Raw genomic sequence first — 20,753 nt, 5'->3', positions numbered from 1 at the left:
GCTTTGATACAAACAAGATCCGTTCGCTTTCGCCGTCTGCTTCCCGCCATGCGCGCGCTCGCTGTGCTGGCGGTGGCATTGCCCGCCGTTGCAAGCGCATCGGCGCTCGATCAGTTCAAGTCTTTCGTCAAGTCGACCAAGTCGGCAAAGGGTGAATTTTCGCAGCGCCAGGTCAAGATGATGGACGGCAGTACCAAGGTCTCCAACGAGTCGACCGGTACCTTCATGTTCGCCCGTCCAGGTAAGTTCATCTGGACTTACCAGAAACCGTATGAACAGCTGCTGCAGGCGGACGGCGAAAAGCTCTACATCTATGACAAAGATCTGAACCAGGTGACCGTCAGGCAGCTCGGCAATGCGCTCGGCTCGTCACCGGCGGCCATTCTGTTCGGCAGCAATGACCTTGAAAAGAATTTCACTTTAAAGGACGCCGGCACCAAGGACGGGCTGGAGTGGCTGGAGGCCACGCCCAAGAGCAAGGACACGACCTTCGACCGCATTGGTATCGGCCTCAAGGATGGCGTGCCGCTGGCAATGGAATTACGCGATTCCTTCGGCCAGGTGTCACTGCTGTCGTTCAAGAAATTTGAAAAGAATCCGGCAATGTCTGCCGACCAGTTTCGCTTTACGGTACCCAAAGGCGCCGACGTCTTTCAACAATAAAAAATAAACAATGGCGGCGCCCGGATACGGCGCTGTTTTCGTACAGATTAAAACAAGAAAGGCGGGGCTGACCCGTCCGACGCCATGAACTCCATCCCACTCGCCGAAAGGCTACGCCCGCAAACGCTTGACGACGTAATTGGCCAGCATCATCTGCTGGGCCCGGGCAAGCCCTTGCGGGTTGCCTTTGAATCCGGCGAGCCGCACTCCATGATCCTCTGGGGACCGCCCGGTGTCGGCAAGACGACGCTGGCCCGGCTGATGGCTGACAGCTTCAATGCGGAATTCATCGCGCTGTCCGCGGTGCTGTCGGGTGTCAAGGATATCCGCGAGGCTGTGGAGCGTGCCCAGGTGGTCAAGGCCAATTCTGGGCGGCGCACCATTCTGTTCGTGGACGAGGTACATCGATTCAACAAGAGCCAGCAGGATGCATTCCTTCCCCATGTTGAAAGCGGGCTGTTCACCTTCATCGGCGCGACGACCGAGAATCCCTCATTCGAAGTTAACGGCGCGTTGTTGTCGCGAGCCGCAGTCTATGTCCTGAAATCCTTATCCGACGAGGATCTTGATGCGCTAGTGGATAGGGCCTGCATCCAGGAACTCGACGGTCTGGATTTTACGCCGGAAGCCAAGGCTATCCTCGTCGCCAGCGCCGACGGAGACGGCCGCAAACTGCTGAACAATCTCGAAATCGTCGCAAGGGCGGCCGCCGCAAACAATCAGCCGGAAGTGGACGAAGCCTTGCTCTCCACCGCGCTGGCGGAAAACCTGCGCCGCTTCGACAAGGGCGGTGATGCTTTCTACGACCAGATATCTGCGTTGCATAAATCGGTGCGTGGCTCGAATCCGGACGCATCACTTTACTGGTTCGTGCGCATGCTCGATGGCGGCGCCGATCCGCGCTACCTCGCACGTCGCATCATCCGCATGGCGGCGGAAGACATCGGCCTCGCCGACCCACGCGCCTTGCGGCTTTCACTCGATGCGGCAGAAACATATGAACGACTCGGATCGCCAGAAGGGGAACTCGCGCTGGCCGAAGCCGTGGTGTATCTTGCCTGTGCGGCAAAGTCGAACGCTGTCTACAACGCTTATAACGCCGCCCGCGCCTACATTGCCAAGGACAAATCGCGACCGGTGCCGGAACATCTGCGCAATGCGCCGACCAAGCTGATGAAGGAACTCGGCTACGGCAAGCTCTATCGCTACGCACATGATGAGCCGGATGCCTATGCGGCCGGCGAAACCTATCTGCCGGAAGGCATGCGGGAGCCGCACTGGTATCAGCCTACGCCACGCGGCCTGGAAGGAAAGATAGGGGAGAAACTTGCGTACCTGAAGATGCTGGACCGGGAAGCGAAGAAGAACGAGAAGAAGTAGGGTGGTGAAAAGCGGCGTTTTGTATAACGCTCGTAACTTGTCTTTATCGAGCGGAACCAAGGACGCTTGTAACTACCACCGACGGGTTCCCTCCCCCTGTTAGGGGGAGGGTTAGGGTGGGGGTGTGAAGGTCGAGCAAGCGCCTTCTTATGCATAACCTTTTCACCCCCATCCCAACCTTCCCCCTAACAGGGGGAAGGGGCCGCTCAGCGATGTACGACGGTGCCTTTTCGTTCGCTGCTAGAAAACGCACCACCGAAATACGCCTTACCGCAAAGCCTCGACCAATATCTCCAGCTTTACCGCATCCGCGCAGAACAACCGAATTCCTTCGGACAGCTTCTCCGTACCCATCGCATCTTCATTCAGCATAAAGCGGAACGACTTTTCATCCAGTGTCAGCTTCTGCAGGTCGGCTCCCTGCGCTTCTTCGACGTTCAGCTTGCGAGTGACCGCCGCATCGCTGTCGGCCAGTTTCTGCAGCAGTTCGGGACTGATGGTCAGCAAATCGCAGCCAGCCAGTTCCGTAATCTGTGACGTGTTGCGGAAGCTCGCCCCCATGACTTCAGTCTTGTAGCCGAACTTGCGGTAGTAGTTATAGATGCGCTTGACGGACTGGACACCTGGATCGTCTGCGCCGGTGTATTCCTGGCCAGTCGACTTCTTGTACCAGTCATAGATACGGCCGACGAACGGCGAGATCAACTGCACTTGGGCATCGGCGCAGGCAATCGCCTGCGGCAGCGAAAACAGCAGTGTCATGTTGCAGCGAATACCTTCCTTCTCCAGCACTTCGGCTGCGCGGATACCTTCCCAGGTGGAGGCGATCTTGATCAGGATACGCTCGCGCGAAACACCGGCGGCTTCATACAAGGCGATCAGCGCACGGCCTTTGTCGATGGTGGCTTGCGTATCGAAGGAAAGGCGGGCATCGGTTTCGGTCGATACGCGCCCAGGGATGATGTTGAGAATTGCCGTGCCAAATGCGACCAGCAAGCGGTCGATGACTTCGCCTGTCGGTTTGCCTGCGTTGTCACGCACGGCTTTTTCCAACAGCGGCTTGTACTGATCCTTCTGAACCGCTTTCAGGATCAGCGAGGGATTGGTGGTGGCGTCGCGTGGTGCGAACGCCTCGATAGACTGGAAATCGCCGGTATCGGCAACGATGGTCGTGTACTGCTTCAGTTGTTCGAGCTGGTTCATGGGAAATGCGCCAATGAGGAACGGGAAACCAGCATGATAACCCCATCGGATGACTATGGTTAGATGTGCGTCATGACAAGATGCAACTAGAGCTTTGGCGGATGGCGCAGGAAGGAGTCGAACTGCATATCCAGCTTCTGCAGCGCCTTTTGTGCATTTTGCATTTTTTTGCGAAATTCCGGGCCGCCTTTCAGTGCCAGGCCGACCGCAAGAATATCGATGACCACGAGATGCGCAAGTCGCGCGGAAATCGGCGTGTACGGGTCGATATTGAAGCTGAGGTCGATCGGCACCAGCACCGTCGCCAGGTCGGACAGCGGTGTACCGCTCGGCGTCAGGGCAACTACATCTGCGCCGACCTTGCGCGCGAGTTGCACGCTGTGCAACAAGGCAGTGCTGTTACCGCGCTGGGAAATGGCGACCACCGTATCGCCTTTCTTGAGCAACGCCGCCGAAATGGCATGGATATGCGGGTCTGCATAGGCGACGGTCGGCACGCCCGAGCGGAAAAACTTGTGCTGGGCGTCGGATGCGACGATGCCGGACGTGCCCTGTCCCCAGAACTCAATCTTATGCGAACGGCTAAGTACATCCAGTGCACGTTCGATGGCTGCTGGCTGCAAATTATTGCGGAGGTCGAGCAGCGTGTTGATCGAACGGCTGCAGATCTTGTTGACCAGGTCGGCCGCCAGATCGTCCTGCAGCGGCGATTCATCCGCCTGCGGCAAGGCCAGCGCAAGGGTCTGCGCAAGCTTGAGCTTGAACTCATGCCAGCCGTCATAGCCGAGCGCACGGCAAAAGCGAACGACCGTCGGCTCCGACACCTGCGCATTCTTTGCGAGCGCAGTGATGTTGCCGGAAACCGCGAGGTCCGGATTCTTGAGCACCGCCAGCGCCACCTTCTTTTCCGACTTGGAAAGCGCGTCCAGCTGTGTACGGATAGAATCAAGCAGCATGGCTCATTTCTCAGGAATGGATTCTTCGCGCCACTGCAGGCCGTCGCGACTGATCAGCGCGCTGGCGGCCGCAGGGCCCCACGTGCCGGCAGTATAAGGCAAGGGATCGTCGCCTTCCTGTTCCCAATGTTCAAGGATGGGTTCGACCCATTCCCATGCGGCTTCGAGTTCATCGCTACGCATGAAGAGCGTCAGTTGCCCGCGCAGTACATCGAGCAGCAGGCGCTCATAGGCATCCATGCGCGGCATCTTGAAGGTTTCGCGGAAATCCAGCTCCAGTTCCACCGGGCGCAAACGCATGCCATCTCCCGGCGTCTTGGCCATCAGGTTCATTTGCAGGCCTTCATCCGGCTGCAGGCTGATGATCAGGCTGTTGGACTGAAAACTGCTGTTGGGACGGGCAAAAATGGAATGCGGAATTTTCTTGAAACGCACAACGATTTCCGCAAGCTGGTCGGCCATGCGTTTGCCAGTACGCAGGTAAAACGGCACGCCGGCCCAGCGCCAGGTATCGATCTCCGCTTTTACCGCGACGAAGGTTTCGGTACGCGAGGTCGGAATGGCATTGGGCTCCTTGCGGTAGCCCGGCACCGCGACACCATCGACATGCCCGGACCGGTACTGGCCACGCACCACGTTTTGCGCCAGCATCTGCGGGGTGAAACGCTTGAGCGAGCGCAGCACCTTGAGCTTCTCGTCGCGGACGGCGTTCGGTGAGGTGGATACCGGCGGTTCCATGGCAACGATACAGAGCAGTTGCAACAGGTGATTTTGCAGCATGTCGCGTAGTGCGCCAGCGGTCTCGTAGTAATCGAGGCGATTGCCTACGCCGAGTTCTTCGGCGATGGTGATCTGGACATCGGAAATCCATTCGCGTCGCCACAATGGCTCGAACAGGACATTGCCGAAGCGCAGGGCCAGGAGATTTTGTACCGTTTCCTTGCCGAGATAATGGTCGATGCGGTAGATCTGCGATTCGGCGAATACCTGGCCGACGTCATGATTGATTTGTCGTGCGCTGGCAAGGTCGCGTCCCAGAGGTTTTTCGAGTACGACGCGCGATTCTGGTGTCGCCAGGCCGCGTTCCTTCAGGTGACGGCAGATCGTGGCAAACAGGTTGGGCGGCATAGCGAGGTAGAACACGCGCGTGACTGGCGTTCCTGTCTTGTTGTCCGCTTCATGTCGCATTGCATCCACCAGCGCGCCGTAGGTGCTGCCGTCGCTGGCATCGAGCGATACATAGGACAGGCGTTTGCGAAAGCTCTCCCAGGCTGCATCATTGAAATGTTCCTGAGGGATGTGCGGTCGCGCGTTCTGTTCCAGCGTGTTAAGAAATTCGTCCTGGCTCCACGGATGGCGTCCGACAGCGATGATGCGCGCAGCGGAGGGCAAGTCATTGGCACGGTGACGGTTGTACATCGCCGGCAGCAGTTTGCGCATGGCGAGGTCGCCGCCGCCGCCAAAGAGTACAAGATCGAAGTCGGATAAGGCCATGATGTGTCGTGGATGTGGTGCGTTGGAAAGGGAAGCTTGTCGCTTCGGTTGAAGTTTGCTGGTGTGAGCCCCGCATGCATGTTGAGTCCGTTAATGCACGTGGAAACATGCGGCGCACCATGCAATGCGCAATACAGTCGCTTAACTCATTGCACACATCGGTTTGGCTTAATCACCCAGCGCTGCTTTCGCCCTTGCAATCAATCCATTTGTTGAACTGTCATGCAAATCCGGCTGCAGCGCGCCATTGATCTCCGGCTCGATATTCTTAGCCAATACCTTGCCGAGTTCGACCCCCCACTGATCAAAACTGTTGATCCCCCACACCACGCCTTGCACGAACACCTTGTGTTCATAAAGCGCAATAAGTGCACCGAGCGCTGCCGGCGTAAGCTTCTCCATCAGGATGGTATTACTTGGTCGATTGCCTGGGAAAACCTTGTGCATCAACAAAGCGTTAATCTGGACCTCAGGCAAACCCTGATCCTGCAACTCCTTACGTACTTCATCAGCGTCCTTGCCGCGCATCAGCGCTTCTGATTGCGCAAAACAATTGGCAAGCAGTACCGCATGATGCGACGGTAAAGCATGTGTCGGCTGCAAGGCAGCAATGAAATCGACGGGGATCATCGTCGTTCCCTGATGCAGCAATTGAAAGTAGGCATGCTGTCCGTTCGTACCGACATCGCCCCAGACTACAGGGCCGGTATCAGTGCCCACCTTATTGCCGGCCACTGTGACCTGCTTGCCATTACTTTCCATATCCAGTTGCTGCAAATACGCGGGAAACTGGGCGAGGTCCTGGTGATAGGGCGCAATCGATATCGAGCCGCACTGAAAGAAGTTGCGATACCACACGCCAAGCATACCCAGGATAACAGGCATATTGCGTTCCACCGGCGCCGTGCGGAAATGCTTATCCATGGCATGGGCGCCGGCAAGAAAGTCGCGGAACCCATCAATGCCGATGGCGAGCGCAACCGGCAGTCCGATCGCCGACCAGACCGAATAGCGGCCGCCGACCCAATCCCAGAACGGAAACATGTTGTCAGTGTCGATGCCGAATTCGCTTACCGCCTTTGCATTTGTGGATACCGCGACAAAGTGCTTGGCAAGATCGGTTTCCTTGCCTGATTGCAGGAACCATGCGCGCGCCGACTGGGCGTTCATCATGGTTTCCCGCGTGGTAAAGGTCTTGGAGGCAACGATAAAGAGCGTGGTCTCGGGCTGTACCTTGGCAAGCACGGCGTCCATGTCGTGGCCATCGACATTGGCGACGAAGTGCAGATTGAGTCCGGACTGGGTATGCGTGCGCAACGCCCGGCACACCATTTCAGGGCCAAGATCGGAGCCGCCAATGCCGATATTGACGATGTCCGTCATTGGCTTGCCGCTACGGCCTAACCACTTTCCCGAGCGCACGCGCTCCGTGAACTCGCCCAGATGATCCAGCACCGCATGAACCTCTGGCACCACATTTTGTCCATTGACGATTACTGTCGCGTCACGCGGTGCGCGCAATGCTGTATGCAGTACCGCGCGCTGCTCCGTGGTGTTGATTTTTTCGCCGGCAAACATTGCATCGCGATGCGCGAGCACATGCCGTTCCCGCGCCAGTTCCATCAGCAGCGAGAGCGTCGCCCCGTCCATCCTGTTCTTGGAGTAATCAAGAAACAAACCGGCGGCTTCGAGCGAAAATTGCGTGAAGCGGTCGGGGTGCCTCGAAAACAAGGTGCGCATGTGCCACTGGCTGGCATCCGTGTAATGCCGCTGCAGCGCCTGAAAGGCGGGTGCGTCGTGAAGAGGAGGGAGCTGATGCATGTCGATTCGTTGCGGGCCGGAGGTCGTCATTAAATTTAACTATACATAAATTCTGGTAAATTCACTACATCATATTTAATTCCTGTCTGTCGAGTCTTGCGTTTTCTCAGTAAGCGATGTGTGCATTTGTGGTGTGAGTTTCCCATCGATAGCAGAGAAAAAACCGGGCAAAGTTTCTGATGAAGAGGTCTGGAACAGTCTTCAAAAATACGTAGTAAAATTACGAAAAACAGCGGAATCCGAATTATGTCACTTCATCCTGTCATTCATACCGTCACGCAACGCATCATCGCGCGCAGCAAACCCTATCGTTCTGCTTATCTTGCAAGAATCGAGGCCGCCCGCACGCAGGGCGTACACCGTGGCGCGCTTGCGTGCACCAATCTCGCCCATGGTTTTGCGGCATTTCCCGCAAACGACAAACTCAGACTCAAGGAGCAAAAGGCACCTTCCGTCGCCATCGTCTCGGCCTACAACGACATGCTGTCGGCACACCAGCCTTTTGAACGCTTTCCTCATATCATCAAAGAAGCCGTGCGCAGCGTTGGCGGAGTCGCCCAGTTTGCCGGCGGCACGCCTGCGATGTGCGACGGCGTCACGCAGGGCCAGCCGGGTATGGAGCTGTCGCTGTTCTCGCGCGACACGATAGCCATGGCGACCGCCATTGCACTGTCGCACAACATGTTCGATGCCGCTGTCTACCTCGGCGTCTGCGACAAGATCGTTCCCGGCCTGCTGATCGGCGCACTGCATTTTGGGCACTTGCCGGCTGTCTTCATTCCTGCGGGGCCGATGACCACCGGTATTTCCAACTCTGAAAAAGCCAAGGTGCGCCAGTTGTATGCCCAGGGCAAACTCGGGCGTGACGCATTGCTGGAATCCGAATCGCAGTCTTATCATGGTGCCGGCACCTGTACGTTTTACGGCACCGCCAACAGCAACCAGATGCTGATGGAGGTCATGGGCCTGCATATGCCCGCCACCGCCTTTGTTACTCCCGACACCGAATTGCGGGATGCGCTAACTGCTGCCGCAGCGCGTCGCGCGGTCGAGATCAGTCAGCAGGGCAAGACGTATATTCCCGTGGGGCGCATCGTCGATGAAAAAGCGATCGTCAATGCCATCGTGGCCTTATTGGCGACCGGCGGCTCGACCAATCATACGTTGCACCTGGTGGCGATGGCGCGCGCCGCAGGGATCGTGATCGACTGGAACGATTTTCATGAATTGTCAGGCGCGGTGCCGCTCCTGTCGCGCATCTATCCGAACGGCGAGGCCGACGTCAATCATTTCCATGCCGCCGGCGGCACAGGCTTCGTCATCCGCGAACTGCTGGATGCCGGACGTCTGCACGAAGATGTCACGACTGTCATGGGGCAGGGTTTGCGCGCACATTGCGCCGAGCCTTTCCTCGACGGCCAGCAAGTTGTATGGAAGGCACCGCCTGTCGAAAGCGGGGACGCGAAAGTGCTGCGTACCGCAAAAGATCCGTTCTCTGTCGACGGCGGCCTGCGCCTGCTACAAGGCAACCTCGGTCGCGCGGTCATCAAGGTATCTGCCGTCAAACCGGAACATCGCGTCGTCGAAGCGCCTGCCATCGTGTTCAATTCACAGGAAGACTTCATGGACGCCTACAAGGCGGGCAAACTTGACCGTGACTTTGTTGCCGTCGTCCGTTTCCAGGGACCGCGCGCCAACGGCATGCCGGAACTGCATGCCATGACTCCGGCCTTATCCAATCTGCAGGACGCCGGCCGCCGCGTTGCGCTAGTCACCGATGGCCGCATGTCGGGTGCGTCCGGCAAGGTTCCTGCAGCGATCCATGTGTCGCCGGAAGTGCTGGCCGACGGACCGCTGGGCCGCGTGCGGGATGGGGACATGATCCGTGTCGATGCGGAAGCCGGCACCTTGCAGGCGCTGGTTGCAGACGCAGAGTGGAATGTGCGCGGTACGCCATCGGTTGATCTGACCAGCAGTCACGTCGGCATGGGTCGCGAATTGTTTGCGATGTTCCGCGGCTCAGTCAGTACCGCGGAAGAGGGTGCGGCGACGTTCGGATTGCCGCCGCCGCTGAATATGCCTCAGGAGCAGGATAATTCACTTGCGGTGCCGGAGCAGCAATCTTTCTCCGATGAAGATTCGCTCATTACCCGTAAATAACCACAATAGCCAAAATAAACACAACCATTCATCACGCTAAACACATCATGAATCTTCTCGACATCATGCGCAGCTCGCCGGTGATTCCGGTGATCGCGATTGAACGTATCGAACACGCCGTTCCCTTGGCCAGGGCATTGGTGGCCGGCGGTATCCGCGTGTTGGAAGTGACCTTGCGCACCGAGCACGGTTTGCCGGCAATCCGTGCCATGGTGGAGCAGGTGCCCGATGCAATTGTGGGTGTCGGGACGCTGACGCAAGCCGAGGAGTTCCGTGCGGCGCGTGACGCCGGTGCTGTATTCGGTGTGTCGCCCGGTCTGACGCCCGGCCTGATCGATGCCGCAAAATCGAGCGGCCTGCCGTTGCTGCCCGGCGTGATGTCGCCGTCCGAAGTCATGGCGGCGCGCGAAGCGGGGTTTCGACAACTGAAACTGTTTCCTGCCGTGCCGGCCGGTGGGGTCGGCATGCTCAATGCAATCGCAGGACCGCTGCCGGATGTCAGTTTTTGCCCGACCGGCGGCATTTCACAGGAAACTGCGACGCAATTCCTCGCCTGCAAGAACGTGGTATGCGTTGGCGGTTCGTGGCTGACGCCGAAAGAGGCGATTCAGGCAGGAGACTGGACAATGATTACTTCATTGGCGGCGGCAGCGGCATCGCTACGCAAATGATGGCAGCATAGCCAAGGCGCAGTTCAGTACGCCATGCAGGGCGCATGGCTCCTGCCTATTTGCCTTCGCTATTCACCATCACGCAATTTCGGCCTGAGCGTTTGGCCTGATACAACGCGCGATCCGCGGCATGTACCAGGCTACTGGTCGTCGTGGTATGTTCGGGCACCATCGTGCTGACGCCCAAGCTGATGGTCACATGTCTGGCCACGCCGGAAAAGCCATGCTCGACGCACAAGCCCTCCACTTCCGCGCGCATCGCTTCGGCCACCTGTAGCGCGCCATCTTCATTCGTGTCCGGCAAGACCACGGTGAATTCTTCGCCGCCATAACGTGCCACAAGGTCTCGTGCCCGGTTGAGCACGCGTACGAGCGCAGCGGCAATCTCGACCAGGCAGGCGTCACCGCGCTGGTGGCCATAGTTGTCATTGAAATCCTTGAAGGAATCAACGTCGATCATGATCAGTGAGATCGGCGATCCATTGCGCTTGGCACGCCGGAATTCATCATCCAGATGCAGGTCGAAACGGCGACGGTTGGCGATGCCGGTGAGGCCGTCGACTAGCGTCTGGGATTCCAGTTCGAGCGCCATCTCGCGCAGTTTGCGTTCGCGCGAAACCGCCATGCTGACATCGGTGATCTGCACCACGCAATGACGCGGCATGGTGTCGACTTCGAGCGGCATCACATGAACCGCCTGTTGCATGCGCAGGCCGCTGTCGGCATCGGCCGGATTGACGAAAAGCGGGAAGGGCGCCTTGTTCAGGGTCTGGGACAGCAGAGAGGCAAAATTGTGTTGCAGGGCCGCGTCGATCGCGACGTGGGTACGGCCATCGACCATGTCAGGAAAGACCTCGCTGAAAGCCTTGCCGAGCACCGAAGATGCAGCAACGTGCGAGTGCTGCTCCATCCAGTGATTCCACAGGACGATGCGCTGCTCGGCATCAAACACGATGATGCCAGTCCGGACAGCTTTCAGCACGCCTTGTAGCAAGCTTTGCATTTGCCTCTTTTCCGTTTTGCAGTAAGGTTAACCGGTCAATTTGGCCAGGTAGCCATCGATATAGTGTTGCAGGTCCTGCAGTGCCGGCATGTCGAGGAGGAAGGCGACATAGCCGTAAATATGATGGCGCTCGATGTTGAAATCGATTGTCAGGGTCAGCACCACGCCGTCCCATTGCTTGCCGTTCTGGCCGAGGATGTCGTCGCTGGTGCCCACGTGGTACATCGGCAGCGAGCCCTGCAGTTCGCGCCCGGACGCATTAGCCAGGGTCGCCATGCAGGAATTCAGGATGATGTTGCCGATTTCGCTCATCGCCTCCTGTTCCATCTCGCTCAGTTCTTCGAGAGAGAGGCTTTGTCCCACCATCAGACGGACAATTTCCAGGCTTTTCTCTTCGGGGAACATCAGGAACGCTTCGGTATTGAATGCGCCGTTGAATTGCTGCGCAATCGCGCAAATACGGCGGCCTTCATTGCACCCCAAGGTCTTTGCCACTTCGGCACGGCTCTGGAACTGGACCATCGGCACAGACATCGTGACTTCTTCGTTCACGATGCGGCTCATGGCCGCAGCGGCCTGTCCTACGCCCTGGTTGAACATTTCCACCAGCGCGTCATGCTGAAGTTCGGTGAGCTGAAACATTACGGTTTCTCGAAATAGGCGATGATCTGGTCGATACGGGCTTCGGTAATCGGTTTTTCCGCAAAGCCGATGCCCATGGCTTTGGCTTTGTCACGGATTGCGTCTTGCACGTTTGCGGTCAGGAGGATGATGCGTGTGCCCGGGCATTTCGCCTGGATCCCGGTTACGGCGGCCAGTCCGCCCATGCCGGGCATATTCAGGTCCAGCAACACCAGGTCTGGCGTTACGCTGTCAAGTTTGTCAATCGCTTCCTCGCCACTGGCTGCCTCGGCAATCGTCCAGTGGGGCTGCTTCTGCAACAGGAATTGCCGGGACAGCATCCGGGATACTCTGCTGTCGTCTACTACCAATACGGTTGTCATTTTTACATCACTTCAGAACGGATTGACGCATACTAATGCTTTATGGCAAGTCTACCATTCCATTTGCCGGCGTCGGACAGTTGAAAAAGAAAAAACCTGAATCCGCACGCCTCAGCCCTTAAAATATCGGCTTCCATCAACCAACACTGCCATCGCTCTGCGCAATAACTTCGCACTTAGCAAGACCGGCAGCACTGCATCATGACCCAAGACGAACTAAAACAAGCTGTGGCCCGCGCCGCAATCGCGTATGTTCCTTCCGGCGAAATCATCGGCGTCGGCACCGGTTCCACCGCCAATTTTTTCATCGACGAACTCGGCAAGATCAAGGACCGCATCAAGGGCGCGGTCGCGTCTTCAGAAGCAACCGCAGAGCGCCTGCGTTCCCACGGTATCCAGGTGCTGGACCTCAACGACGTCGAATCGATGTCCGTCTATATCGACGGCGCTGACGAAATTACCAACGCCGGCGCCATGATCAAGGGGGGCGGGGCAGCGCTGACTCGGGAAAAAATCGTGGCATCCGTGGCCAGGCAATTCATTTGCATTGCCGACGGCTCCAAGCTGGTCGATATGCTCGGCAAGTTTCCCCTGCCGATCGAGGTGATTCCGATGGCGCAGGCGGCCGTTGCCCGCAAACTGAAGGCGCTCGGCGGCGAGCCACGCCTGCGCCTGAAGGACGGCAAGCCGCTGCTGACCGATAACGGTTGCATGATTATCGATCAGGTCGGCTTGCAAATCGCCGATCCAAAGGCATTCGAGGCGGAAATCAACAATATCGTCGGTGTGGTGACAGTCGGCTTGTTCGCGCAGCGCGGGGCGGATGTAGCGTTGCTGGGCACGGCGGACGGTGTAAAAAAGTTGACCTTCTGACAGGTAATCTTGGTAAGCCGGCGATAGTCAGGCATGCTTGAAAAACAAAAGCCCGCGGCATGATGCCGGCGGGCTTTTGTTTTTGGTCAGACGATTCCGCCTGCTTGTCTTGCGTACTTCTGTATTTTTCTTACTCCGAGGGTGGTACGTAACCGGACGCGGCATCCGCGCCCGAACCAAAGAAGTGGTTCTCCATTTGGGTCGCGAGATACTTGCGTGCGCGCACATCAGCGAGATTGAGGCGATTTTCATTGACCAGCATGGTCTGGTGCTTCAGCCAGCCGGCCCATGCTTCCTTGGAGACGCTTTCGTAAATCCGTTTGCCGAGTTCCCCGGGATACGGCGGAAAATCCAGGCCTTCGGCTTCCTTGTTCAGCTTGACGCAGTGGACCATGCGGGCCATGTTCTACTCCTTATCGATTCAAATTGCTGGCCCCCAATCGGGTAGAGGACCTGCGGTTTTTAAAGTTGCTTGATCAGTACCAGTGACTTGCGTTGCCAGTTATACATATGTTGCCTGTCCTTGGGCAAGTCGTCGACCGTGGCCGGCACGAAGCCACGCTTGATAAACCAGTGGGCGGTACGCGTCGTCAGGACGAACAACTTGTTGAAACCGGCGGCGCGCGCCCGGTTTTCCATATGCTTGAGGATGCGTTCTCCATCGCCTTGGCTCTGCACCTCCGGATTGACGGTAAGGCATGCCATCTCGGCCATTTTCTCTGCGGGGAAAGGATAGAGCGCGGCGCAGCCAAAGATAACGCCATCGTGCTCGATGACAGAAAAATAGTCGATTTCGCGTTCGATCAGTTCGCGTCCGCGCTTGACCAGCGTGCCGTCGGCTTCCAGCGGTTCAATCAATTTGAGGATGCCGCCCACGTCTTCAATGGTCGCTTCACGCAGGGTTTCGAGGTTTTCAGTGCTGACCATGGTGCCCACGCCGTCGTGGGTAAAGATTTCCAGCAGCGCGGAGCCATCCATCTCAAAAGGTACGATATGGCAGCGCGGCACCCCGCTACGAGATGCCTTGACGCAATGCTGTAGATAGAAAGCCGAATCAGGGGGCAGAACGCTGGCATTGAGCAAGGTATTGGCTTGCGCTGCAGTCAATTCCCGCACGTCGCGGCCCTCGACATCGCTCATTAGCGGGGTTTCAGTGATGAAAATCAGCTTGTCGGCACGCAATGCCGTCGCGGCAGCCACTGCCACGTCTTCCATGGTCAGGTTGAAGGCTTCGCCGGTCGGGGAGAAACCCAGCGGCGATAACAGGACCAGGCCGCCGGCACTTAATATCGGATGGAGGGTCTCATAAGCAATCTTGCGCGCCACGCCGGTAAATTCGAGATCGACCCCATCGATGACACCAATCGGTCGGGCAGTCACGAAGTTGCCGGAAATGATACGAATCGCAGCATGCGCCATCGGAGTGTTCGGCAAGCCCTGGCTGAACGCGGCTTCGATGTCGAGGCGCAGCTCACCGGCCGCTTCCTTGACGCATTCCATCGCCGGCGCGTCCGTGATCCGCAGCCCGTTGTGGTAACGGGCTTTCAGGTTGCGCAAGGCAAGCTGCTCCTCGACCTGTGGGCGCGAACCGTGAACGATCACGACCTTGATGCCGAGTGCATGCAATAGCGACAAATCCTGCGCCAGCACGGGCAGGGCGCCGGCCATCACCAGTTCGCCCGGGAAGGCCACCACGAAGGTTTTGCCGCGAAAAGCGTGAATGTACGGCGCAACCGAGCGCAGCCATTGAACGAACTCTATTGGATTTTCCATGATGCGCATTATATACAGAGCTTGTCACTGAGTCGGCTATACCAATCCCATGTCATGGAATGTCTTGGGATTGGTCTTGGTTCAGGCTCTGTATAATTCGCCACGATATGTCAGCACCAGAACAAGCCCAAAAAACACCGCAAAAGCCGCGTCATCCGCAGGCAAAAGCTCCTGTAACTCCCGCGCCGGTTGTCCGCAATCCGCTGCCGCCCATCACCTTTCCCGAAGAGCTGCCCGTCTCGGGCCGGCGGCGCGAGATTGCCGACGCCTTGCGCGCGAACCAGGTCATCATCGTGTCCGGCGAAACCGGTTCCGGCAAGACCACGCAGTTGCCCAAAATCTGCCTGGAGCTTGGACGCGGGAGCAAAGGCCTGATCGGCCATACACAGCCACGCCGTATTGCCGCATCGTCCACCGCCAAGCGCATTGCCCAGGAACTCGGCACGCCGCTCGGTGAACATGTCGGCTTCAAGGTGCGCTTTACCGACACCCTCTCAAAGGGCGCGTCAGTCAAACTGATGACGGACGGCATCCTTCTGGCTGAAACGCAGACTGATCCGCTGCTCAGGCAGTACGACACGATCATCATTGACGAAGCGCATGAACGCAGCCTCAACATCGACTTCCTGCTCGGGTACCTGAAGCAACTGCTGCCCAAACGTCCTGACCTGAAAATCATTATTACATCGGCAACCATCGATGCCGACCGGTTTGCCCGGCATTTTGCCCGTGGCGACAAGCTGGCGCCGGTCATCGAAGTATCGGGTCGGCTGTATCCGGTGGAAGTTCGTTACCGCCCGGTGGAACCGGCGGATAAGAATGATGGCAAACCCGATGGCCGGTCGGCCGCCCAGAAGGAGCAGCGCGACCTGATGGATGCTGTGGTCGACGCCGTCGATGAACTGGCCCGGATTGGTTCCGGCGATGTGCTGGTATTCCTGCCCGGCGAGCGCGAGATCCGCGACGCGGCGGAAGCCTTGCGCAAGCATCATCCGCCGCATGTCGAAATCCTGCCTCTGTTTGCGCGCCTGTCCGTGCAGGAGCAGGAAAGGGTGTTCAAGACCTCGAATGCGCGACGCATCGTGCTGGCCACCAATGTCGCAGAAACCTCGTTGACCGTGCCCGGCATTCGCTATGTCGTCGATGCCGGCCTTGCCCGCGTCAAACGCTACAGCTATCGCAACAAGGTCGAGCAACTGCAGATCGAACCGGTAGCCCAGTCGGCGGCCAACCAGCGCGCCGGACGTTGCGGCCGGGTGGCTGCCGGTGTCTGTATCCGCCTCTACGACGAGCAGGATTTCCTGCAGCGTCCGAAATTTACCGATCCGGAGATCCTGCGCTCTTCGCTGGCATCGGTGATCCTGCGCATGAAGTCGCTGCGGCTGACCGATGTCGAGACTTTTCCCTTCATCGAGCCGCCGATGGGCCGCGCCATTGCCGACGGCTATCAGCTGTTGCAGGAGCTGGGTGCGGTCGATGATTCCAACCAGCTGACGCCGCTCGGCAGGCAGCTTGCCAAGCTGCCGCTGGACCCGAGGGTGGGGCGGATGATCCTGGCGGCGCGTGACAACGCCGCGCTGAGCGAAGTGCTGATCATCGCATCGGCCCTGTCGGTGCAGGACCCGCGCGAGCGTCCTGTCGAGGCGCAGGATGCGGCGGACAACGCCCATAAAAAATTTGCGGACGAAAAGTCTGAATTCCAGACCTACCTGAAGATCTGGAAATGGTTCGAGGAAGCCATCGAACACAAGAAGTCGAACCGGCAGCTAATGGACAACTGCCGAGCGAACTTCCTGTCGCAGCTGCGGCTGCGCGAATGGCGCGACGTGCACTCCCAATTGCTGACGCTGGTGCGCGAGCAGGGTTGGCGCCTCAATGAGGCACCGGCCACCTACGAGCAGTTGCATACGGCCTTGCTGACCGGCCTACTTGGCAACGTGGGCTACAAGGCCGACGACGAGCCGCATTACCTTGGAGCGCGCGGCATCAAGTTCTTCATCTGGCCAGGATCGACTCTTGCCAAGAAAGCCGGACGCTGGGTCATGGGTGCCGAGCTGGTGGAAACGACACGCCTGTATGCGCGCTGCATTGCGCAGATCCAGCCCGACTGGCTGGAACGCGTCGGCGGCCACCTGCTGAAAAAATCTTATGGCGATCCGCGCTGGGAAAAGCGCACTGCGCAGGTCACGGCCAGCGAGCGCGCTACGCTCTACGGCCTGGTGGTCTACAGCCAGCGCCGCATCAACTATGGACAGATTAATCCGGCGGAAGCGCGCGAAATTTTCATTCGCAGCGCACTGGTCGATGGCGAATACGAAACACGCGCTCCGTTTCTGGCGCATAACCAGGAACTGGTCCGTGAAATCGAAAATCTTGAGCACAAGTCGCGCCGCCTGGACGTGCTAGTCGACGAGGAACTGATTGCTGCCTTTTACGACAAGCTGATCCCGCAGGAAATACACACCGGTATCGCGTTCGAGAAATGGCTGAAGGAAGCGACTGCCAAGAACCCCAAGCTTCTGCATCTGAACCGGGATGATCTGATGCGGCACGAGGCCGCAGGCATCACGACCGACCTGTTTCCCAAGACGATGACGGTCAGCGGCGTTGCGATGACCTTGTCCTATCACTTCGAGCCGGGCAGCCCACGCGACGGCGTTACGCTCGCCGTGCCGCTGTATGTTCTAAACCAGATATCGGCTGATCGCTGCGAATGGCTGGTGCCCGGCATGCTGAAGGAAAAGGTGCATCTCCTGCTGAAGTCGCTGCCGCAAAAGCTGCGCCGGCATTGCGTGCCGTTGCCGGACTACGCCGCCCGATTCTGCGAGCGAGCCGAGTTCGGCAAGGGCAACCTGCTCGATGCCGTGATCGCTGATGTGCGCGAACAGACCGGCGTCACGCCCAAGACCACGGATTTCAAGCTGGAGACGCTGCCGGCGCACCACTTCATGAACTTCAAGATCATTGATGAGCATGGACGCCAGCTGGAGATGGGACGCAACCTGTCAAACCTGCAGGCGGAGTTCGGCGGGCAGGCGCGCGAAAGCTTCCAGAAGATCGCCGAGAAAACCACGGTTGCTCCAGTGGTCGGCGACGGCGGAGCACCAGTGGCATCCGCTGCGGCAAAGCCGCAGGCAGCCGTGTCCGGCGCATCCGGAGCGTCCAGGTCATCTTCTGCGGATCAGCTAAACCTGACCAGCTGGTCCTTCGGCGAACTGCCCGAACTACTGGAAATCCAGCAAGGCAAGCAAAGCCTGATCGGCTTTCCGGCTCTGGTGGACAAGGGCAGTCACTGCGATCTCGAAGTCTTCGACGATCCTGCCGAAGCGGCGCGAGTACACCGGGTCGGCTTGCGCAAGCTGTTTGCGCTGCAGCTCAAGGAGCAGATCAAGTTCCTTGAAAAGAATATCCCCGGACTGCAGCAAATGGGTATGCAATACATGACGCTGGGATCGCAGGAAGAGTTGCGCGACCAGATCATTCAGGCCGGGCTGGAGCGTGCCTGCATGCAGGATCCGCTACCAAAGAATGCGCAGGAATTCAACCAGCGCAAGGACGAAGGAAAGTCGCGCATCAGCTTGCTGGCCAACGAGATTGCACGGCTGGCGGGACAGGTGCTGGCCGAGTACTACACGCTCCCGAAAAAGCTGCAAGGGGCGAAGGCGCATGCTGCCAGCGCGGCGGACATGCAGTCGCAATTGCAGGCGCTGGTCGGCAAGCGATTCATCGCGGACAACGATTACACACAGCTCAGCCATTTTCCACGCTACCTGAAGGCGATCAATGTACGGCTGGAAAAGCTGCGGGCCGATCCGGCGCGTGATGCACGCCTGATGGCCGAGTGGATGCAGGTTGCGGCGCCTTGGCAGCGTGCGCTCAAGGACCGGCAGAAAAGCGGCGACCCCAAGATGCTTGAATTCCGCTGGTTGCTGGAGGAGTTGCGGGTATCGCTGTTTGCACAGGAACTACGGACGCCGATGCCGGTGTCGGTCAAGCGCCTGCAGAAAGTCTGGGAATCCATGCAGCGCTAAGGCAGTTGCAGCAATTGCTGGCATTGGCCTGGTGCAGATCAGGGCCAATGCCATGGAGCCAATATCTGGCGCGGGTTGGCGAGAGCCGCAGCGAACTGGCGCAACGTGACGACTAACAACGTTGCAACCGGAAAACCACAATCCCGCCCGCCAAACCACCATTTAGATCAAACATCGCAGCACTATTTCACTCCCTTTGTTCCAAGTCATATTCTCGTGTTGATCTTGTTCAACAAATAGCATCATTGCGCCGATATAGTCGATCGAATCAGTCCTCATCCACAGGGAGAAGGAAATGCATCGATCAAAAGCAACACACATAGTTCAGACCGGGCAGACCAAGGCCCGCACCGTTCCGGCAAGACAGGAAGGTGGGGCCGGGGCATGAAACACGTCATTCTCGGCAACGGGCCTGCCGGAGTCATCGCCGCTGAAACCTTGCGCAAGAATGCGCCGGCGGACGACATTGTGCTCGTCGGCGATGAAGCCGAAATGCCTTATTCCCGTATGGCGCTTCCAAACCTGATCGCAGGCGAAATCAGCGAATCCAGCACCCAGCTGCGGCGCGACAAGGATTACTTCGCACGCCAGCGTATTCAACAGATCAACGGCCGTGCCGTGCATATCAGCAGCCGGACCCGTACCATCAAGATGGAAGACGGCAGTATCCTCTCTTTTGACAAGCTCCTGATCGCGACCGGTTCGCGTCCCCGCGTCCCAGCGATTCCGGGCATCGATTTCCCCGGCGTGCATGCCTGCTGGACGCTGGACGATGCGCGTCAAATCATGCAGCTTGCGCGGCCGCGCTCCCGTGTTGTCGTGATAGGCGCCGGCTTCATCGGCTGCCTGATGATGGAGGCGCTGGCATCGCGTGGCGTCGACCTGACCATAATTGAAAAACGTGATCGCATGATGGCGGGCGCCTTGAGCAAGGGTGCGGGCGATATGGTGCAGCTCTGGTGCGAGCGCAAGGGCATCAAGGTGCACACTTCGACCCGTGTTGTCGCCATTGGCAGCAACACATTGCAGCAAGTTGGCTCCCCACGCATCGTCCGCTTGTCAAACGGCGTTCAGCTGCAGGCGGATCTGGTGGTTTACTGTACAGGCAGTACGCCGAACATCGATTTCCTGAAGGGGAGCGGTATCAAGTTTGTCCAGGGCGTGGTGGTCGATGCTGCCATGCAGACCAACATTCCCGACATCTATGCTGCTGGCGACTGCGCTGAAACCTTTGACGAAGCGAGCGGCCGCAGCGTTATCGCGGGCGTGCAGCCCAATGCTGCCGATCAGGCTTACTGCGCGGCGCTCAATATGAGCGACAAGCATGCGGTGCAGCGTGGGTTGCGCCAGATCGACGTATTCGACACCATGGGCCTGATTTCGTCGTCCTTCGGTCACTGGCAGGGAGTACGTGGCGGACAGTGGGTCGAAGTCGCCGACGAGGCGCATTTCCGCTATATGCGACTGGAGTTTAGCCGGGATATCCTGATCGGCTGCAATGTCGTGGGTATCACCGAGCATGCCAACATTCTGCGTGGCCTGATCCAGCATCAGGTCAGGCTGGGAGAGTGGAAAGACCGCCTGCTGCAGGACCCGACCCTTCTTAAACAGGCGTATGCCGAGTGCGTACAGGAGCAATTTGTCGACCAGGCGTCGGTCTTCCATACCCCGTACGGCTCTCCCGCAGAGCCAGCCAGCCAGGCGGTGTAATTTGCGGGCGC

16 protein-coding genes are annotated in these 20,753 nt (G+C 58.3%); 7 read left to right on the top strand and 9 right to left on the bottom strand.

The features are described 5' to 3' along the window. Positions 1-3: 3 nt before the first annotated feature. Both lolA and ACFQUU_RS05310 read left to right on the top strand, forming a co-directional pair. A complete protein-coding gene (lolA, locus tag ACFQUU_RS05315; protein WP_382243719.1) occupies positions 4-663 on the top strand; it encodes an outer membrane lipoprotein chaperone LolA in 660 nt (219 codons plus the stop codon). An 84-nt stretch (positions 664-747) separates the two neighbouring features. After that, a complete protein-coding gene (locus tag ACFQUU_RS05310; protein ID WP_382243716.1) occupies positions 748-2,043 on the top strand; it encodes a replication-associated recombination protein A in 1,296 nt (431 codons plus the stop codon). A 267-nt stretch (positions 2,044-2,310) separates the two neighbouring features. Here the strand turns inward: ACFQUU_RS05310 and tal are convergent, their stop codons facing one another. The 4 genes from tal to pgi all read right to left on the bottom strand — a co-directional run bounded on the left by tal (position 2,311) and on the right by pgi (position 7,517). Next, a complete protein-coding gene (gene tal / locus ACFQUU_RS05305) occupies positions 2,311-3,246 on the bottom strand; it encodes a transaldolase (RefSeq protein ID WP_382243713.1) in 936 nt (311 codons plus the stop codon). An 86-nt stretch (positions 3,247-3,332) separates the two neighbouring features. After that, positions 3,333-4,202: an SIS domain-containing protein gene (locus ACFQUU_RS05300; protein ID WP_382243710.1), complete on the bottom strand. Its 870-nt coding sequence runs from the start codon at positions 4,200-4,202 to the stop codon at positions 3,333-3,335. A gap of 3 nt (positions 4,203-4,205) precedes the next feature. Next, complete coding sequence (gene zwf, locus ACFQUU_RS05295; RefSeq protein ID WP_382243707.1) at positions 4,206-5,696, bottom strand: glucose-6-phosphate dehydrogenase; 1,491 nt, start codon at positions 5,694-5,696, stop codon at positions 4,206-4,208. 168 nt (positions 5,697-5,864) lie between these two features. Further along, entirely contained in the window at positions 5,865-7,517 is a 1,653-nt protein-coding gene (gene pgi / locus ACFQUU_RS05290; protein ID WP_382243703.1) for a glucose-6-phosphate isomerase, read from the bottom strand. Between the two features lie 246 nt (positions 7,518-7,763). Between pgi and edd the strand changes: the two genes are divergently transcribed. Both edd and eda read left to right on the top strand, forming a co-directional pair. Continuing rightward, a complete protein-coding gene (edd, locus tag ACFQUU_RS05285) occupies positions 7,764-9,677 on the top strand; it encodes a phosphogluconate dehydratase (RefSeq protein ID WP_382243700.1) in 1,914 nt (637 codons plus the stop codon). Positions 9,678-9,724: 47 nt separating this feature from the next. Then, entirely contained in the window at positions 9,725-10,348 is a 624-nt protein-coding gene (eda, locus tag ACFQUU_RS05280; protein WP_382243697.1) for a bifunctional 4-hydroxy-2-oxoglutarate aldolase/2-dehydro-3-deoxy-phosphogluconate aldolase, read from the top strand. Between the two features lie 55 nt (positions 10,349-10,403). Here eda and ACFQUU_RS05275 read toward each other — a convergent pair whose 3' ends face one another. From ACFQUU_RS05275 to ACFQUU_RS05265, 3 genes are read right to left on the bottom strand one after another with little or no spacing between them, the layout of a single operon-like run. Further along, positions 10,404-11,351 (bottom strand): GGDEF domain-containing protein, encoded by a 948-nt coding sequence (locus ACFQUU_RS05275; RefSeq protein ID WP_382243694.1) that lies wholly within the window; start codon positions 11,349-11,351, stop codon positions 10,404-10,406. 27 nt (positions 11,352-11,378) lie between these two features. Further along, complete coding sequence (locus tag ACFQUU_RS05270) at positions 11,379-11,993, bottom strand: chemotaxis protein CheX (RefSeq protein ID WP_382243691.1); 615 nt, start codon at positions 11,991-11,993, stop codon at positions 11,379-11,381. Further along, positions 11,993-12,355 (bottom strand): response regulator, encoded by a 363-nt coding sequence (locus ACFQUU_RS05265; RefSeq protein WP_382243688.1) that lies wholly within the window; start codon positions 12,353-12,355, stop codon positions 11,993-11,995. The genes ACFQUU_RS05270 and ACFQUU_RS05265 overlap by 1 nt, the downstream gene beginning before the upstream one ends. A 201-nt stretch (positions 12,356-12,556) precedes the next feature. On the opposite strand from ACFQUU_RS05265, the gene rpiA reads away from it, so the two are divergent. Beyond that, positions 12,557-13,228, top strand: coding sequence for a ribose-5-phosphate isomerase RpiA (gene rpiA, locus ACFQUU_RS05260; protein WP_382243685.1), 672 nt, complete (start codon positions 12,557-12,559; stop codon positions 13,226-13,228). Between the two features lie 130 nt (positions 13,229-13,358). Here the strand turns inward: rpiA and ACFQUU_RS05255 are convergent, their stop codons facing one another. Continuing rightward, entirely contained in the window at positions 13,359-13,631 is a 273-nt protein-coding gene (locus ACFQUU_RS05255) for an oxidative damage protection protein (protein WP_382243682.1), read from the bottom strand. A gap of 59 nt (positions 13,632-13,690) precedes the next feature. Then, on the bottom strand, positions 13,691-15,001 hold the full coding sequence (argA, locus tag ACFQUU_RS05250) for an amino-acid N-acetyltransferase (protein ID WP_382243679.1): 1,311 nt from the start codon (positions 14,999-15,001) through the stop codon (positions 13,691-13,693). Positions 15,002-15,108: 107 nt separating this feature from the next. Between argA and hrpA the strand changes: the two genes are divergently transcribed. Both hrpA and ACFQUU_RS05240 read left to right on the top strand, forming a co-directional pair. Beyond that, a complete protein-coding gene (gene hrpA / locus ACFQUU_RS05245) occupies positions 15,109-19,032 on the top strand; it encodes an ATP-dependent RNA helicase HrpA (RefSeq protein ID WP_382243676.1) in 3,924 nt (1,307 codons plus the stop codon). A 384-nt stretch (positions 19,033-19,416) separates the two neighbouring features. Beyond that, positions 19,417-20,742 carry an NAD(P)/FAD-dependent oxidoreductase gene (locus ACFQUU_RS05240; protein ID WP_382243673.1) on the top strand — a complete coding sequence of 442 codons (1,326 nt, stop codon included), beginning with the start codon at positions 19,417-19,419 and terminating at the stop codon, positions 20,740-20,742. The last annotated feature ends 11 nt before the right edge of the window (positions 20,743-20,753 follow it).

Origin of the sequence: Herbaspirillum sp. GCM10030257, assembly GCF_042666555.1 — a bacterium.
In the GTDB taxonomy this organism is placed as follows: domain Bacteria; phylum Pseudomonadota; class Gammaproteobacteria; order Burkholderiales; family Burkholderiaceae_D; genus Noviherbaspirillum.
This window is presented reverse-complemented; position numbering and strand designations above follow the sequence as displayed.

Bases quoted from the DNA above. Each gene is read 5' to 3' on its own strand.
- ACFQUU_RS05310 (WP_382243716.1), top strand. From the start codon at position 748: ATGAACTCCATCCCACTCGCCGAAAGGCTACGCCCGCAAACGCTTGAC.
- ACFQUU_RS05240 (WP_382243673.1), top strand. From the start codon at position 19,417: ATGAAACACGTCATTCTCGGCAACGGGCCTGCCGGAGTCATCGCCGCT.
- ACFQUU_RS05265 (WP_382243688.1), bottom strand. From the start codon at position 12,355: ATGACAACCGTATTGGTAGTAGACGACAGCAGAGTATCCCGGATGCTG.
- rpiA (WP_382243685.1), top strand. From the start codon at position 12,557: ATGACCCAAGACGAACTAAAACAAGCTGTGGCCCGCGCCGCAATCGCG.
- hrpA (WP_382243676.1), top strand. From the start codon at position 15,109: ATGTCAGCACCAGAACAAGCCCAAAAAACACCGCAAAAGCCGCGTCAT.
- pgi (WP_382243703.1), bottom strand. From the start codon at position 7,517: ATGCATCAGCTCCCTCCTCTTCACGACGCACCCGCCTTTCAGGCGCTG.
- edd (WP_382243700.1), top strand. From the start codon at position 7,764: ATGTCACTTCATCCTGTCATTCATACCGTCACGCAACGCATCATCGCG.
- ACFQUU_RS05270 (WP_382243691.1), bottom strand. From the start codon at position 11,993: ATGTTTCAGCTCACCGAACTTCAGCATGACGCGCTGGTGGAAATGTTC.
- ACFQUU_RS05255 (WP_382243682.1), bottom strand. From the start codon at position 13,631: ATGGCCCGCATGGTCCACTGCGTCAAGCTGAACAAGGAAGCCGAAGGC.
- ACFQUU_RS05300 (WP_382243710.1), bottom strand. From the start codon at position 4,202: ATGCTGCTTGATTCTATCCGTACACAGCTGGACGCGCTTTCCAAGTCG.
- argA (WP_382243679.1), bottom strand. From the start codon at position 15,001: ATGGAAAATCCAATAGAGTTCGTTCAATGGCTGCGCTCGGTTGCGCCG.
- ACFQUU_RS05275 (WP_382243694.1), bottom strand. From the start codon at position 11,351: ATGCAAAGCTTGCTACAAGGCGTGCTGAAAGCTGTCCGGACTGGCATC.
- zwf (WP_382243707.1), bottom strand. From the start codon at position 5,696: ATGGCCTTATCCGACTTCGATCTTGTACTCTTTGGCGGCGGCGGCGAC.
- eda (WP_382243697.1), top strand. From the start codon at position 9,725: ATGAATCTTCTCGACATCATGCGCAGCTCGCCGGTGATTCCGGTGATC.
- tal (WP_382243713.1), bottom strand. From the start codon at position 3,246: ATGAACCAGCTCGAACAACTGAAGCAGTACACGACCATCGTTGCCGAT.